Below are 14111 nucleotides of genomic sequence, written 5' to 3' on the forward strand. Positions count from 1 at the left end.
CCCGAAACCGACTTCGCGACACGTCGTCATCCGATGACAGCGTCGCCCGACCAGGAGGTCCACCATGGCTGGAACCAACCAGGGAATCATCGACCCGCCCATCGACAACCTTCTCGAGCGCGTCGAGTCGAAGTACGAGCTCGTGATCTACGCGTCCAAGCGCGCGCGTCAGATCAACGACTACTACTCCGACCTCCACGAGGGGAACCTCTTCGACAACGTGGGCCCGCTGGTGGACTCGTCCATCGAGGACAAGCCGCTCACGATCGCGCTGCACGAGATCAACGAGGACAAGCTCCGGATCCGTCACGCCGAGTGACACTCCGCACCCTGTGAGCCGCCGACGTCCACACCCGGATGTCGGCGGCTTCCTGCACACTGGGCCTGCAACACACGCGGGTGAGCCGAACCCGACCCGCCCCGATCTTCCCGCTTTGGAGAACCGATGAGCGCGCTGCGCCTGTTCACGTCCGAATCCGTCACCGAGGGGCACCCCGACAAGATCTGCGATCAGATCTCCGACAGCGTGCTCGACGGGCTGCTCTCCGTCGACCGCGGCTCCCGCGTCGCCGTGGAGACGCTCGTGACGACGGGCCTCGTGCACGTCGCAGGTGAGATCCGCACCGACGGATACGTCGACATCCCCACCATCGTCCGCGACGTGGTCAACGGCATCGGCTACACCTCCAGCGACACGGGCTTCGACGGCTCGTCCTGCGGCGTCACCGTCTCGGTGGGGGAGCAGTCGACGGACATCGCCAACGGCGTCGACAACGCGCAGGAGCGCCGCGACGGCGGCTCCACCGACCCGCGCGACGAGCTCGGCGCCGGCGACCAGGGCATCATGTTCGGCTTCGCGACGAACGAGACGCCGCAGCTCATGCCGATGGCGGCCTGGACCGCGCATCGCATCGCCGAGCGTCTCACCGAAGTGCGCCGCTCGGGCGAGCTGGCGTTCCTGCGCCCCGACGGCAAGACCCAGGTCACGCTCGGCTACGACGGCTACACCCCCAAGACGGTCGACGCCGTCGTGCTCTCCACGCAGCACCACCCGGACATCGCGCAGGACGAGCTGCAGGCGCTCGTTCGCGAGAAGGTCATCGACCCCGTGCTCGCGCAGACCGGACTCGACCTCGCTCCCGATCTGAAGTACTACATCAACCCGGCCGGCCCGTTCGTCACCGGTGGTCCCAAGGGTGATGCGGGCCTGACCGGCCGCAAGATCATCATCGACACCTACGGCGGCGCCGCCAGGCACGGCGGCGGAGCGTTCAGCGGCAAGGACCCGTCCAAGGTCGACCGCTCGGGCGCCTACGCGATGCGCTGGGTCGCCAAGAACGTCGTCGCAGCCGGCCTCGCCGAGCGCGCGGAGGTGCAGGTCGCCTATGCGATCGGCGTGGCTCGTCCCGTGGGCCTGTACGTCGAGACCTTCGGCACCGGCACCGTCTCCGACGACATGATCACCAGCGCGATCGAGACCGTGTTCGACCTGCGCCCGCAGGCGATCATCGAGGAGCTGGATCTGCTGCGCCCGATCTACGCCAAGACCGCCGCGTACGGGCACTTCGGCCGTGAGCTGCCCGAGTTCACCTGGGAGCGCACCGACCGCGCCGACGAGCTGCGCCGCGCCGCCGGCGTCTGAGGGGCGCCGTGTCCACGGTGCCCGAGGCGACGCCGGCCGAGGCGACATCCGCCGACGCCGGGCGGTCGGGGGACGGGCGGCGGATCGCGCGTGTGCTGATCGACTCGCCGCTGCCTCAGCTGGACCGGCTGTTCGACTACGCCCTCCCGAAGGACGTAGTCGAGGTCGGTCCTGGCATGCGGGTCAAGGCGCCGCTGCGCACCGCGGGTCGCGTGATCGACGGCTACATCGTCGAGATCGACGTGGAGCCGGATGCCACCCGCACACTCTCCGAGATCGAGAGCGTCGTCTCGACTGTCGAGGTCATGCCCGAGAGGCTCTACCGGCTCGCCCGCAAGGCCGCCGACCGCGCAGCCGGTTCCGCCTCCGACATCCTGCGTCTGGCGATCCCCAAGCGGCAGGTGCGGGTCGAGAAGTCCTGGCAGGAGCCGGAACCGTGCGCCCCGCCGAGCAGCGACGCCGTGGACCGCGCCCGCGCCATCACGGCGGCGTACGACGGTCTCGATGCGGTGCTCTCCGGCTCGGGCCGCGCCGCCGTAGAGGCGATCCCGGTGCTGCAGGACGACCTCCCCGGGTGGGCGCTGCTGCTGGCGTCGGCCGCCGCTCTGCAGCTCGCGGAGGGCCGTTCGAGCGTGCTGGTCGTACCGGACTACCGCGACCAGGAGCTGCTGCTCTCCGCGCTGGCGACGCTGGTCGACGAGGAAGCAGTGGTGCGGCACGATGCGCGCCAGACGAATCCCGACCGCTACCGCGCGTTCCTGCGCACGCTCGGGGACGCTCCGTGCGTGGTGGTGGGCAATCGCTCCGCGGTGTACTCGCCGGTGCAGGCGGGGCTCGTCGCCATCTGGGACGACGGCGACCCGCTCCTGGCGGAACCGCTCGCACCCTACGTGCACGCCAGGGATGCCGCGCTCATCAGGCAGGAGGAGGAGGGGAGCGCCCTGCTGATCGTCGGGCACACCCGCTCCACGGATGCCGAGCGGCTCGTGCAGCACGGATGGCTGCAGGACGTCACCGCCGTGCGGCGCGTGATCCCGCAGGTGCGCCTGAGCACACCGCAGGAGCTCGAGCAGACCGGTCAGCGGGTGCCCTCCAGCGCCTTCGCGACTGCGCGCGCTGCCGCGGCCGAGGGACCGGTGTTGGTGCAGGTGGCCCGGCCCGGGTTCGCGCCGACTCTGGTGTGCGCGACCTGCCGCGCTCCCGCCCGCTGCGCGCACTGCGGCGGCCCTCTCGGCGCCCGCAGGCGCGGCGCGGTGCCCGTGTGCGGGTGGTGCGGTCGCTCCGCCAACTCCTGGCGCTGTGGGAACTGTTCCTCGGACCAGGTGCGCCTGGCCTCGTCCGGTACCGAGCGCACCGCGGACGAGCTCGGCCGTGCGTTCCCCGGCGTGCGCGTCATCGTCTCCGACGGCTCTCACCCCCTCCAGCACGTGGATGCCAGACCCGCACTCGTCGTCGCGACCCGCGGCGCCGAGCCGCTGGCATCCGGCGGCTACCGGGCCGTGATCCTGCTGGACGGGGCGCGGATGCTGCAGGCGCCTGAACTGCGCATCACCGAGTCCTGCCTGCGCTGGTGGGCCAACGCGGCCTCGCTCGCCGCGCCGGGCGCTCCCATCCACCTCGTCGGCGTGGACGGGCCCGTCGCCCGCGCTCTGGCGACCTGGTCGCCCGCTGCGTACGCCCGCAGCGAGCTGGAGGCGCGCCTCCCGCTGCGCATGCCGCCCACCACGCGCGTCGCACAGCTCGAAGGGCTCCCGGCATCCGTGCGCACCGCGCTGGACGCACTGGCGCAGATCGGCATCGCCGGGGAGGCCGTGCTCGGTCCGCTCCCGGTCGGCGACGACGGCAGGGTGCGGGCGCTGGTGCGCTTCGCCTACGCCGCCGGGCAGAGCGTGGCGAGCACGCTGCGCGCCGCCGTCATCGCGGATGCCGCGCAGAGCAGGCGCCCGCGCGGACGTCCCCGGGTGTCGCTCTCGGTCCACCTCGATATCCTCGAACCGGAGATCTGATCGGCATCCGATCACCTCGATCCGTCACTGACCTTCCCACCGGAGAACCTTCATGCGCCTCGTCTTCGCAGGCACCCCCGCCGTCGCCGTCCCCACACTGCGCGCCCTCGCGGCGCACCACGAGATCGCCGGCGTCGTCACCCGACCGGACGCGCCACTCGGTCGCAAGCGCGTTCTCACGCCGTCACCCGTCGCCGCAGCCGCCGAAGAGCTGGGACTGCCGGTCATCAAGGCCGCCCGGCTCGACGACGACGCCACGGCACGGATCACCGCGCTGGATGCGGATCTGGGCGTGATCGTCGCCTACGGCGGCATCGTGCGCGAGCCGCTCCTGTCGGCTCCGGCGCACGGCTGGATCAACCTGCACTTCTCGCTGCTGCCGGCGTGGCGTGGCGCGGCCCCCGTGCAGCGCGCGCTGATCGCGGGCGACGCCCAGCTGGGCGTGAGCGTGTTCCAGCTGGTGCCGGCGCTCGATGCCGGTGACGTGTTCGCGATGCGCACGGTCGATATCCCCTCGGATGCGACAGCCGACGCGGCGCTCGGGATCCTCGCGGAGGATGGGGCGGGCCTCACCGTCGACGTGGTAGCCGGCATCGCCGACGGGAGCGCCGTGGCCGTTCCGCAGCAGGGCGAGTCCAGCCTCGCCCCGAAGCTCGCGCTCGAGGACGGATACCTGGACTGGTCGCAGCCGTTGTCGGCTGTGTTCTCGCGTTACCGCGGAGTCACCCCTGAGCCGGGCGCGCACACGACCGTCGACGGCGCACGGCTGAAGATCCTCTCCGCGGCTCCCGCCTCCGACGGCACCGCACTCGCTCCCGGCGAGATCCAGGGCACTAAGGCGGCCGTCCTCATCGGCACGGCCGACGGCGCGCTCGAGGTCACGCGCGTGCAGCCGGCGGGCAAGGGCGCCATGAACGCTGCCGACTGGTGGCGCGGGCTGCGCGCCGACCAGTCGGTGAGGGCCGGATCATGAGCGGCGCTCAGCGCGACGCGGGTTCGCAGCGCAAGCGCGGCATCCAGCCCGCCCGGTGGGTCGCCTATGACGTGCTGCGCGCCGTGTCCGACGATGACGCCTACGCCAACCTGCTGCTGCCCAGGCTCATCGTGGAGGCGCAGCTGGACGGGCAGGATGCCGCGCTGGCCACCGAACTCGCCTACGGCACGCTCCGGCGACGCGGGACCTACGACGCGATCATCGCCGAGGCCGCGGGCCGTCCGGTGGCCGACATCGATCCGGCGGTGCTCGACGCCCTCAGGCTCGCCACGCATCAGCTTCTCGCGACCCGGGTGGCACCGCATGCTGCGGTCAACGAGTCGGTGAACCTCGTCGCCTCCGAAGTGGGCCGCGGGGCGTCGGGCTTCGCGAACGCCGTGCTGCGCCGCATCAGTCGCGATGACGCCGAGACGTGGCAGGAGCGCATCGAGGCCGGCGCCCGCTCGGATGACGAGCGGCTGTCCCTGCGCACGGCGCACCCGGTGTGGGTCATCCGCGCGCTGCGCCGCTCGCTGGCCGCCGAGGGACGTGCCGACGAGCTGGAGACCCTGCTCGCTGCGGACAACGTCTCGCCCGAGGTCACGCTCGTCGCGCTGCCCGGGCTGGCGGAGCGCGGACAGCCCGCCCGGCCATACGCGCCGACGGCGTTCGGCTCGCCCGGCGGCGATCCCCGCGATGCGATCGGAGATGCCCACGGCACCATCCGCGTGCAGGACGAGGGATCGCAGCTCGTCGCACTGGCCCTCGCTGCGGCCGCGCCGGTGCGCGCGGGGGAGCGCTGGCTGGACCTGTGCTCCGGGCCCGGCGGCAAGACCGCTCTGCTCGCCGCCATCGCCCACAGTGACGGAGCGCACCTCGAGGCGAACGAGGTGGTGCACGCGCGCGCCGGTCTGGTGCGCAACGCCATCCGGCCCCTGCCGATCGACGTGCCCGTGCACGAGCAGGACGGCCGGGAGTTCGCGGCGCAGCATCCGGGCGCATTCGACCGCATCCTCGTCGATGCGCCCTGCACGGGCCTGGGCGCCCTGCGCCGCCGCCCCGAGGCGCGCTGGCGCAAGTCGCCGGCCGATGTCGCCGAACTGGTCGAGCTGCAGACGCAGCTGCTGGACGCCGCGATCGGGGCTCTGGCGCCCGGCGGGATCGTCGCCTATGTGACCTGCTCGCCGCACCTGGCGGAGACCACCGGCGTCGTGAGCGAGGTCCTCCGCCGACGGGATGACGTCGCCCAGCTCGATGCCCAGGCCGTCATGAACGAGGTGTCCGAGGCGCCGATCGACCTCGCCCCGAACCCCGAAGGCACCGCCCGGCACGTGCAGCTCTGGCCGCACCGGCACGGCACCGATGCCATGTTCCTCGCGCTGCTGCAGCGCACCGCCCAGGAAGGATGAGCCATGAGCCTCCCGGAAGCACCCCGCATCAACCCCAGCATCCTCGCCGCCGACTTCGTCAACATGCAGGCGGACCTCGCCAGGATCGCGACCGCCGACTTCGCCCATGTCGACGTGATGGACAACCACTTCGTGCCGAACCTCACGTTCGGGCCACAGATGGTGGAGCGGATCCAGGCGACCAGTCCCGTCCCGCTCGACGTGCACCTGATGATCACCGACCCCGACCGCTGGGCGCCCGGCTACGCGGAACTGGGCGCCGCGAGCGTCACCTTCCACCTCGAGGCCGCCGCCGATCCGGTGGCCCTCGCGCGCCGGCTCCGGTCGATCGGCTCGCGCGCCGGCGTCGCCATCAAGCCCGGCACGGCAGGGGAGTCCCTGTACGAGATCCTCGACGAGTTCGACCAGATCCTGGTGATGACCGTCGAGCCCGGTTTCGGCGGCCAGGGCTTCATGGCCGAGACCATGCCCAAGCTGCGCGCTCTGCGCCAGGAGGCCACGCGTCGCGGCTCGGACGTCTGGCTGCAGGTCGACGGCGGCATCTCCGAGTCCACGATCGCCCAGGCCGCCGGGGCAGGGGCCGACACCTTCGTCGCGGGGTCCGCGGTGTACGGCGCCGAGGACGCCGCTGCGGCCGTCACCCGGCTCCGGGAGCTCGCGCGAGCGGCTAGCCTGGAATCGTGAAGACATTCGACGAGCTGTTCGCCGAGCTCCAGCGCACCGCCGAGACCCGTCCGGAAGGATCGGGCACGGTCGCGCAGCTGGACCGCGGCGTGCATGCGATCGGCAAGAAGATCGTCGAAGAGGCCGCCGAGGTGTGGATGGCCGCGGAGTACGAGAGCGACGAGAACGCGGCTGAGGAGATCTCCCAGCTGCTCTACCACCTGCAGGTGATGATGCTCGCCAAGGGGCTGAGCCTGGAGGACGTCTACCGACATCTGTGAGCGTGCTCCCCTCAGACCGCTCGAACAGAAGGACATCCATGCTGCGCATCGCCGTTCCGAACAAGGGCTCGCTCTCCGAGACAGCCGCCGAGATGCTCGCGGAGGCCGGGTACGCCGGCCGCCGCGACCCCAAGACTCTGCACGTCGTCGACGCCGACAGTGACGTCGAATTCTTCTACCTCCGTCCCCGCGACATCGCGACCTACGTGGCATCCGGCGCTCTCGACGTGGGGATCACCGGACGCGACCTGCTGCGTGACGTGCGCCAGGACGACGCGCGTGAGATCGAGCAGCTGGGCTTCGCCCGCTCGACCTTCCGGTTCGCCGCGCCTCCCGGGAAGTACTCGACCATCCAGGATCTGGAGGGCGTCCGCGTGGCGTCCGCCTACCCGGGCCTGGTGGACGGCTTCCTGCGCGAGCACGGCGTGAACGCCGTGCTCGTCCCGCTGGACGGCGCCGTCGAGTCGGCGGTGCGGCTCGGCGTCGCCGATGTGATCGCGGATGTCGTCGAGACCGGCACCACCCTGCGCCAGGCGGGCCTGGAGATCTTCGGCCCTGTGATCATCGAGTCCGAGGCCGTGCTGATCAGCAGGCCGGGAGACGTGCCCGGCACCGCGCGCCTGCTGCGCCGCCTCCGCGGCGTCATGGTCGCCCGGCGCTTCGTGCTGCTGGACTACGACCTGCCCGCGCACCTGGTCGATCAGGCCACGGCCATCGCCGGCGGCCGTGAGTCGCCGACGATCTCGCCGCTGCGCGACCCGGAGTGGGTCGCCGTGCGCGTCATGATCCCGCGCAAGGGCATGAACCAGGTGATGGACGACCTGTACGCGCTCGGCGCCCGGGCCATCCTCGTCACCGCGATCCACGCCGCGAGGCTCTGATGACGCTCGCCGCACGCGTCATCCCGTGCCTCGACGTGGCCGCCGGCCGCGTGGTCAAGGGCGTGAACTTCAAGGATCTGCGCGACATGGGCGATCCGGTGGAGCTGGCCGCGCATTACGCCGCGCAGGGCGCCGACGAGATCACCTTCCTCGACGTCACCGCCACGGTCGATGACCGCTCCACCACGTTCGACGTCGTGCAGCGCACGGCCGAGCAGGTGTTCGTGCCGCTCACCGTGGGCGGGGGAGTGCGCAGCGTCGAAGACGTGGCGCGACTGCTCGCGGTCGGCGCGGACAAGGTCGGCGTGAACTCGGCCGCCATCGCGCGTCCGGAGCTGATCGACGAGATCGCCGACCGCTTCGGCGCACAGGTGCTTGTGCTCTCGCTCGACATCAAGCGCGCCACGACCACGGAGTCGGGCTTCGTCGTGACCACGCACGGCGGACGTGCCGAGACCACGTTGGACGCCCTGGACTGGGCGCGCGAGGCCATCGAGCGGGGCGCCGGGGAGCTGCTTGTGAACTCCATCGACGCCGACGGCACGAAGGACGGATTCGACCTGGAGCTCGTCCGCCTCATGCGCGAGGTCTCCTCGGTGCCGGTGATCGCCTCCGGCGGCGCGGGCACGGCCGGGCACTTCCCGCCGGCGATCGAGGCGGGAGCGGATGCCGTGCTCGCCGCGAGCGTGTTCCACAGCGGACAGCTGACGGTCGGCGATGTGAAGGACGCACTGCGCGCCGACGGGGTGGTGGTGCGATGCGGCGTACTGAGCGAGCGGAGCGAGACGAAGTGACGACGCTCGACGCGGATGTCTCGAAGGTCGCCTGGAACGCCGACGGGCTCGCCCCCGTGGTGGTGCAGCAGTTCGACACGCTCGAGGTCCTGATGCTGGCGTGGATGGATGCCGAGGCGCTGCGGCGCACGCTCACCGGCGGCCGGGCGGTGTACTGGTCGCGATCGCGGCAGGAGTACTGGCGCAAGGGCGACACCTCGGGCAACACGCAGAAGGTGCACGCCGTGGCCGTGGACTGCGACGGCGACACGATCCTGCTCACGGTCGACCAGCACGGACCCGCCTGCCACACCGGCACGCGCACCTGCTTCGACGGTCGCGGACTGACCGTCGCAGAGAGCGAGTGAGATGAATCGCGCACGCATGTACGCGGTGCTGGGGTTCCTGCTCGCGGGCGGCGTCGGCATCATCTCCTCGACGCAGACCTGGATCACCGTGCACCGCTCCGACGCCGCCGCACCGCTGCTCGTCTCCGGCGCCGAGGCCATGCCGCTGCTCGCGCCGCTGTCGCTGGCCGTGCTGGCCCTCGGCGGAGCTCTGTCCATCGCCGGATGCGCGCTGCGCTACGTCTTCGCGGTGATCGGCCTCGGCGCCGTGGTCGCGCTGGTCACCGGCACGCTGCCGCTCGTGGCGGCACCGCCCCTCGCATCCGCCGCCCCTGCACTCACCAAGGCGACCGGTCTCAGCGGTGACAAGGCGCTCGGCGCGATGGTGACCGACCTCGAGCCCAGCGGCTGGAGTGTCGCCGCCCTGTGCGCGTGGGTCGTTGTGGCACTCGCATCCCTCTTCGTCCTGGCGACCGCGCACCGCTGGAAGGCGGGCACCCGCCGCTACGACCACCTCTCGGACGGACGGCACGCGGATGCGGGGCCCCTCGACGCCGTCGATTCCTGGGACGACCTGTCCCATGGCACGGATCCGACCGGCCCTTCCCGATAGACTGATGACATCGTCGACCCTCCCGGAGGAGAACATGACCAACCCGATCGCAGACCCCGGTCACGGACACTCGCCTGCAGCCTGGACTGCCGTCGTGATCATGCTGGTCGGCTTCGCCGCCGGCACTGTCTTCTTCTGCTTCCCCGACGGTTCGGGAGTGGTGGGTGTCTGGATCTCAGCCGCCGTCGTCGTCATCGGCGCGATCGTCGGCTGGGTCATGGCGAAGGCGGGCTGGGGAGTGAAGGGCCCGAAGTACACCCCGAAGGCGCACTGATGGTCCTCGCCGACCTCACGGCCGGCGCGGTGCAGGACGCCGAGCGGCGTGCCGCGACTCGGCCGCTGGCCGACGTGGAGCGTGAAGCCCTGGCGCGCCCTGCCGCCCGCGATGCGCTCGCGGCACTGGCTCCCGCCGACCGCGTGAAGATCATCGCGGAGGTCAAGCGCGCGAGCCCGTCGCGCGGTGCTCTCGCCGAGATCCCCGATCCCGCGCTGCAGGCGTCGCTGTACGAGCAGGGCGGCGCCTCCGCCATCAGTGTTCTCACCGAGGAGCGCCGCTTCGGCGGCAGTCTCGCCGACCTCGAGGCCGTCACCGCACGCGTGAACCTCCCCGTGCTGCGCAAGGACTTCATCGCGACGCCGTACCAGGTGCTCGAGGCCCGCGCGGCCGGAGCGGATCTGGCGCTGCTCATCGTGGCGGGGCTCGACGTGAAGACGCTGGGCGAGCTGTACGCGCTGATCCGCGAGCTGGGCATGACTCCGCTGATCGAGACCCACTCCGCGGAGGAGCTCGAGGTCGCGATCGATCTGGGGGCCGAGCTGATCGGCGTGAACGCACGCAACCTGAAGACCCTGGAGCTCGATCGGGACCTGTTCGCGTCCCTGTCCGAGCGCATCCCGGACACCGCGATCCGCGTCGCAGAGTCCGCGGTGCTCGCACCCGAGGACGTGCGTCGCTACCGCGAGGCGGGGGCGGACGTCGTCCTGATCGGCGAGGCGCTGGTCACCGGCGATCCCGTCGCCACCCTGAACGCGTTCCTCGCGGCCGGCGACCTGCCGGTGCGCGGGGGAGAGGAGTGAAGAGCATGCGTCGTGCTGAGCGAGCGGAGCGAGACGAAGTGGCGCTGCGCGACCAGCACGGACCGTTCTTCGGCGAGTACGGCGGGCGGTTCATGCCGGAGTCGCTCATCGCCGCGATCGACGAGCTCACCGCCGCGTACGAGGCCGCGATCGTCGACCCCGCGTTCCGCGCCGAGCTCGCGACGCTGCTGCACTCCTACGCCGGACGCCCGTCGCCGATCACGGAGGTGCCGCGCTTCGCGGAGCACGCCGGCGGCGCACGCGTGTTCCTCAAGCGCGAGGACCTCAACCACACCGGCTCGCACAAGATCAACAACGTGCTCGGACAGGCCCTCCTGACGAAGCGGCTCGGCAAGACCCGCGTGATCGCCGAGACCGGCGCCGGACAGCACGGCGTGGCGACCGCGACCGCGGCGGCCCTGTTCGGGCTGGACTGCACGATCTACATGGGCGAGGTCGACACGGAGCGTCAGGCGCTGAACGTCGCGCGGATGCGCCTGCTCGGCGCGGAGGTCGTCGCGGTGAAGACCGGGTCCCGGACCCTGAAGGACGCCATCAACGACGCCTACCGAGACTGGGTGGCGACCGTCGAGACCACCAACTACATCTTCGGGACCGCGGCCGGCCCGCACCCCTTCCCGGCGATGGTCCGCGACTTCCAGAAGATCATCGGCGAGGAGGCCCGCGAGCAGCTGCTCGCCGAGGCCGGCCGGCTTCCGGATGCCGTGGTCGCCTGCGTCGGCGGCGGCTCGAACGCGATCGGCATGTTCGACGCGTTCCTGGACGACGAGGGCGTGAAGCTCTACGGAGTGGAGGCCGCCGGCGACGGCGTCGACACCCCGAAGCACGCGGCCTCGATCGAACGCGGGCGCCCCGGCGTGCTCCACGGCGCGAAGACGTACGTGCTGCAGGACGAGGACGGCCAGACCGTCGAGTCGCACTCGATCTCGGCCGGTCTCGACTATCCCGGCGTCGGCCCGGAGCACGCCTGGCTGAGCGACATCGGGCGTGCGGAGTACATTCCCGCCACCGACGACGAGGCCATGCAGGCCCTGCGCCTGCTCAGCCGCACCGAGGGCATCATCCCCGCCATCGAATCGGCGCACGCCCTCGCCGGCGCACTGCGCATCGGCCGCGAGCTCGGCCCGGATTCCGTGATCGCCATCTGCCTCTCCGGTCGCGGCGACAAGGACATGGACACCGCGGCGCGCTACTTCGACCTGTACGACGAGGAGGACGCGTCGTGAGCCGTGTCGAGGCCGCCATCCGCAAAGCCCACGACGCGGGCAGGGGCGCGTTCATCGGCTACCTGCCGATCGGCTTCCCCGACCTGCAGACCGGCATCGAGGCGGCGCTGACCCTCGCGCGCAACGGCGTCGACGTCATCGAGCTCGGGCCGCCGTACTCCGACCCCGTGATGGACGGCGAGGTCATCCAGCAGGCCACGCAGCAGGCGCTGGCCAACGGCTACCGCACCCGCGACCTGTTCACAGTGGTCAAGGAGATCACCTCCCGCACAGACGTGCCAGTGGTCGTGATGACCTACTGGAACCCGGTGCTGCAGTACGGCGTCGACCGCTACGCCGACGATCTGCTCGCCGCCGGGGGCGCCGGCCTCATCACTCCGGACATCACTCCCGAGGCCGCCGGCGAGTGGATCGCCGCGAGCACCCGCACCGGCCTCGACCGCATCTTCCTCGCAGCCCCGACCTCCACGGACGAGCGCCTCGACCTGGTCATCTCCTCGTCCACCGGCTTCGTCTACACGGTCTCCACCATGGGCATCACGGGGGAGAGGGCGGCTCTCGATCGCGCGGCGCGGACGCTCGTCGACCGCATGCGCGACCGCGGCGCGGCCTCCGCTTGCGTGGGCATCGGCATCTCCAACCCCGAGCAGATCGCCGGCGTCGTCGAGTACGCCGACGGCGCCATCGTCGGCACGGCACTCGTCAAGGCGCTGCGCGACGGCGGCCTGGAGGGCCTCGCCGAGACCACCCGTTCTCTCGCCGGCGGCACCCCGTCGGCGCGATTCGCGACAGGAAACTAGACTCACTCTCATGTCCCTTGCGCTTCACAGCCTCATCTCGGGCGTGCCCGCCAGCATCCCGAGCCCTCCGGTCAGCACGTTCCCGATCTTCGGGATCACGATCCACTACTACGCGCTGTGCATCATCGCGGGGATCATCGCGGCGACGCTGCTCACCAACCACCGCCTCACCAAGCGCGGTGCGGAGAAGTGGGTCGTCATCGACATCGCGATCATCGCGGTGCCGCTGGCCATCATCGGGGCGCGCATCTTCCACGTCCTGACGCACTTCGACTTCTACTTCGGCCCGGGCAAGAACACCTGGAACCCGTTCGAGCCGGGTTCGGTCTGGGCGATCTGGGAGGGCGGCATCGCCATCTTCGGAGCGCTCATGGCCGGCGCTGTGGGCGCCTGGCTCGGATGCCGGTGGACCGGCATCCGCTTCTGGACCTTCGCGGACGCCCTCGCACCCGGGCTCCTGCTCGCACAGGCGATGGGCCGGTTCGGCAACTGGTTCAACCACGAGCTGTTCGGCCTGCCCACCGACCTGCCGTGGGGCCTGGAGATCGAGGCGTCCAACCCGGCGTTCCCGGCCGGTCTGCCCGAGGGCACGCTGTTCCACCCCACGTTCCTGTACGAGGTGATCTGGAACACGCTCGGCGTGCTGGTTCTGCTCTGGCTGGGCCGTCGGCTGCGTCTGCAGTGGGGCCGGCTGTTCGCCTGCTACCTGATCTGGTACAGCGCCGGTCGCATCGTCTGGGAGTCGATCCGGATCGACCCGAGCCAGGTCTACCTGGGCCTGCGCAGCAACGTGTGGGCGGCGATCATCGGCGTGCTCGTCGGCCTGGTCATCCTCATCGTGCAGACGCGTCGTCACACCGGCCTGGAGGCCTCGCCGTACCAGCCCGGACGAGAGCCCGCCGATGCCGTTGTAGACTCGGAGCACGATTCCCATGACTACGTCGACCTGAGTGAGCCTCCGGTGGACGGGATCGACGCTGAAGCACCCGCCACAAGCAGGGCTTCATGAACCGCGAGGACGTCATCTGAGCACTCCCGCAGTGCGTGATCCTTCATACTGAACGAGCGGGCCGACGCTGTCCCCGGATTCACTTTCGACACTGAGGACGGTGACTGGTGTACTTCCAGCCTCCCTACGGCGCCTCCGGCGCTTACCCCCCGAAGCAGGGGATGTACAACCCCGCCCACGAGAAGGATGCCTGCGGCCTGGCCATGGTCGCGACGCTCCGCGGGGAACCCGGCCACGACATCATCGCGCTGGCGCTGGAGGCGCTGCGCAACCTGGAGCACCGAGGCGCGATCGGCTCGGACGCCGGCACAGGAGATGGCGCCGGCATCCTCACGCAGATGCCGGACGCGTTCCTCCCGGCCGTCACCGACTTCGAGCTCCCCCCGGTCG

Annotated in this window: 17 protein-coding genes; all 17 read left to right on the plus strand. The window is 71.0% G+C overall.

What is annotated here, in order from left to right; all coding sequences use genetic code 11:
- The first annotated feature begins 64 nt into the window (after positions 1 to 64).
- Complete coding sequence (gene rpoZ, locus BGN97_RS14735; RefSeq protein WP_292703073.1) at positions 65 to 319, plus strand: DNA-directed RNA polymerase subunit omega; 255 nt, start codon at positions 65 to 67, stop codon at positions 317 to 319.
- A 126-nt stretch (positions 320 to 445) separates the two neighbouring features.
- Positions 446 to 1642: a methionine adenosyltransferase gene (gene metK, locus BGN97_RS14740; RefSeq protein WP_292703075.1), complete on the plus strand. Its 1197-nt coding sequence runs from the start codon at positions 446 to 448 to the stop codon at positions 1640 to 1642.
- Between the two features lie 8 nt (positions 1643 to 1650).
- Positions 1651 to 3648 (plus strand): primosomal protein N', encoded by a 1998-nt coding sequence (locus tag BGN97_RS14745; protein WP_363331439.1) that lies wholly within the window; start codon positions 1651 to 1653, stop codon positions 3646 to 3648.
- A gap of 52 nt (positions 3649 to 3700) precedes the next feature.
- On the plus strand, positions 3701 to 4621 hold the full coding sequence (fmt, locus tag BGN97_RS14750; RefSeq protein ID WP_292703078.1) for a methionyl-tRNA formyltransferase: 921 nt from the start codon (positions 3701 to 3703) through the stop codon (positions 4619 to 4621).
- Positions 4618 to 6030 carry a transcription antitermination factor NusB gene (locus tag BGN97_RS14755; RefSeq protein ID WP_292703081.1) on the plus strand — a complete coding sequence of 471 codons (1413 nt, stop codon included), beginning with the start codon at positions 4618 to 4620 and terminating at the stop codon, positions 6028 to 6030. Before fmt ends, BGN97_RS14755 begins: the two co-directional genes overlap by 4 nt.
- 3 nt (positions 6031 to 6033) lie before the next feature.
- On the plus strand, positions 6034 to 6714 hold the full coding sequence (gene rpe, locus BGN97_RS14760) for a ribulose-phosphate 3-epimerase (protein ID WP_292703084.1): 681 nt from the start codon (positions 6034 to 6036) through the stop codon (positions 6712 to 6714).
- Positions 6711 to 6974: a phosphoribosyl-ATP diphosphatase gene (locus BGN97_RS14765; RefSeq protein ID WP_292703086.1), complete on the plus strand. Its 264-nt coding sequence runs from the start codon at positions 6711 to 6713 to the stop codon at positions 6972 to 6974. Before rpe ends, BGN97_RS14765 begins: the two co-directional genes overlap by 4 nt.
- Positions 6975 to 7012: 38 nt before the next feature.
- Positions 7013 to 7855, plus strand: a complete 843-nt coding sequence (gene hisG / locus BGN97_RS14770) for an ATP phosphoribosyltransferase (RefSeq protein WP_292703090.1) — start codon at positions 7013 to 7015, stop codon at positions 7853 to 7855.
- Entirely contained in the window at positions 7855 to 8649 is a 795-nt protein-coding gene (hisF, locus tag BGN97_RS14775) for an imidazole glycerol phosphate synthase subunit HisF (RefSeq protein ID WP_292703093.1), read from the plus strand. Before hisG ends, hisF begins: the two co-directional genes overlap by 1 nt.
- Positions 8613 to 8996, plus strand: coding sequence for a phosphoribosyl-AMP cyclohydrolase (gene hisI, locus BGN97_RS14780; RefSeq protein ID WP_292703095.1), 384 nt, complete (start codon positions 8613 to 8615; stop codon positions 8994 to 8996). Before hisF ends, hisI begins: the two co-directional genes overlap by 37 nt.
- Position 8997: 1 nt before the next feature.
- Positions 8998 to 9588 carry a Trp biosynthesis-associated membrane protein gene (locus tag BGN97_RS14785; RefSeq protein WP_292703098.1) on the plus strand — a complete coding sequence of 197 codons (591 nt, stop codon included), beginning with the start codon at positions 8998 to 9000 and terminating at the stop codon, positions 9586 to 9588.
- A 34-nt stretch (positions 9589 to 9622) separates the two neighbouring features.
- Entirely contained in the window at positions 9623 to 9862 is a 240-nt protein-coding gene (locus BGN97_RS14790; protein WP_292703599.1) for an HGxxPAAW family protein, read from the plus strand.
- A complete protein-coding gene (gene trpC / locus BGN97_RS14795; RefSeq protein WP_292703100.1) occupies positions 9862 to 10665 on the plus strand; it encodes an indole-3-glycerol phosphate synthase TrpC in 804 nt (267 codons plus the stop codon). Before BGN97_RS14790 ends, trpC begins: the two co-directional genes overlap by 1 nt.
- A 38-nt stretch (positions 10666 to 10703) precedes the next feature.
- On the plus strand, positions 10704 to 11912 hold the full coding sequence (gene trpB / locus BGN97_RS14800; RefSeq protein WP_285635630.1) for a tryptophan synthase subunit beta: 1209 nt from the start codon (positions 10704 to 10706) through the stop codon (positions 11910 to 11912).
- Positions 11909 to 12712, plus strand: a complete 804-nt coding sequence (gene trpA / locus BGN97_RS14805) for a tryptophan synthase subunit alpha (RefSeq protein ID WP_292703102.1) — start codon at positions 11909 to 11911, stop codon at positions 12710 to 12712. Before trpB ends, trpA begins: the two co-directional genes overlap by 4 nt.
- 10 nt (positions 12713 to 12722) lie before the next feature.
- Positions 12723 to 13721, plus strand: a complete 999-nt coding sequence (lgt, locus tag BGN97_RS14810; RefSeq protein ID WP_292703104.1) for a prolipoprotein diacylglyceryl transferase — start codon at positions 12723 to 12725, stop codon at positions 13719 to 13721.
- 161 nt (positions 13722 to 13882) lie between these two features.
- A partial coding sequence (locus tag BGN97_RS14815; RefSeq protein WP_292703603.1) for a hypothetical protein occupies positions 13883 to 14111 on the plus strand: 229 nt, incomplete at its 3' end.

The organism is Microbacterium sp. 69-10 (assembly GCF_001897945.1).
Taxonomy (GTDB): Bacteria; Actinomycetota; Actinomycetes; order Actinomycetales; family Microbacteriaceae; genus Microbacterium.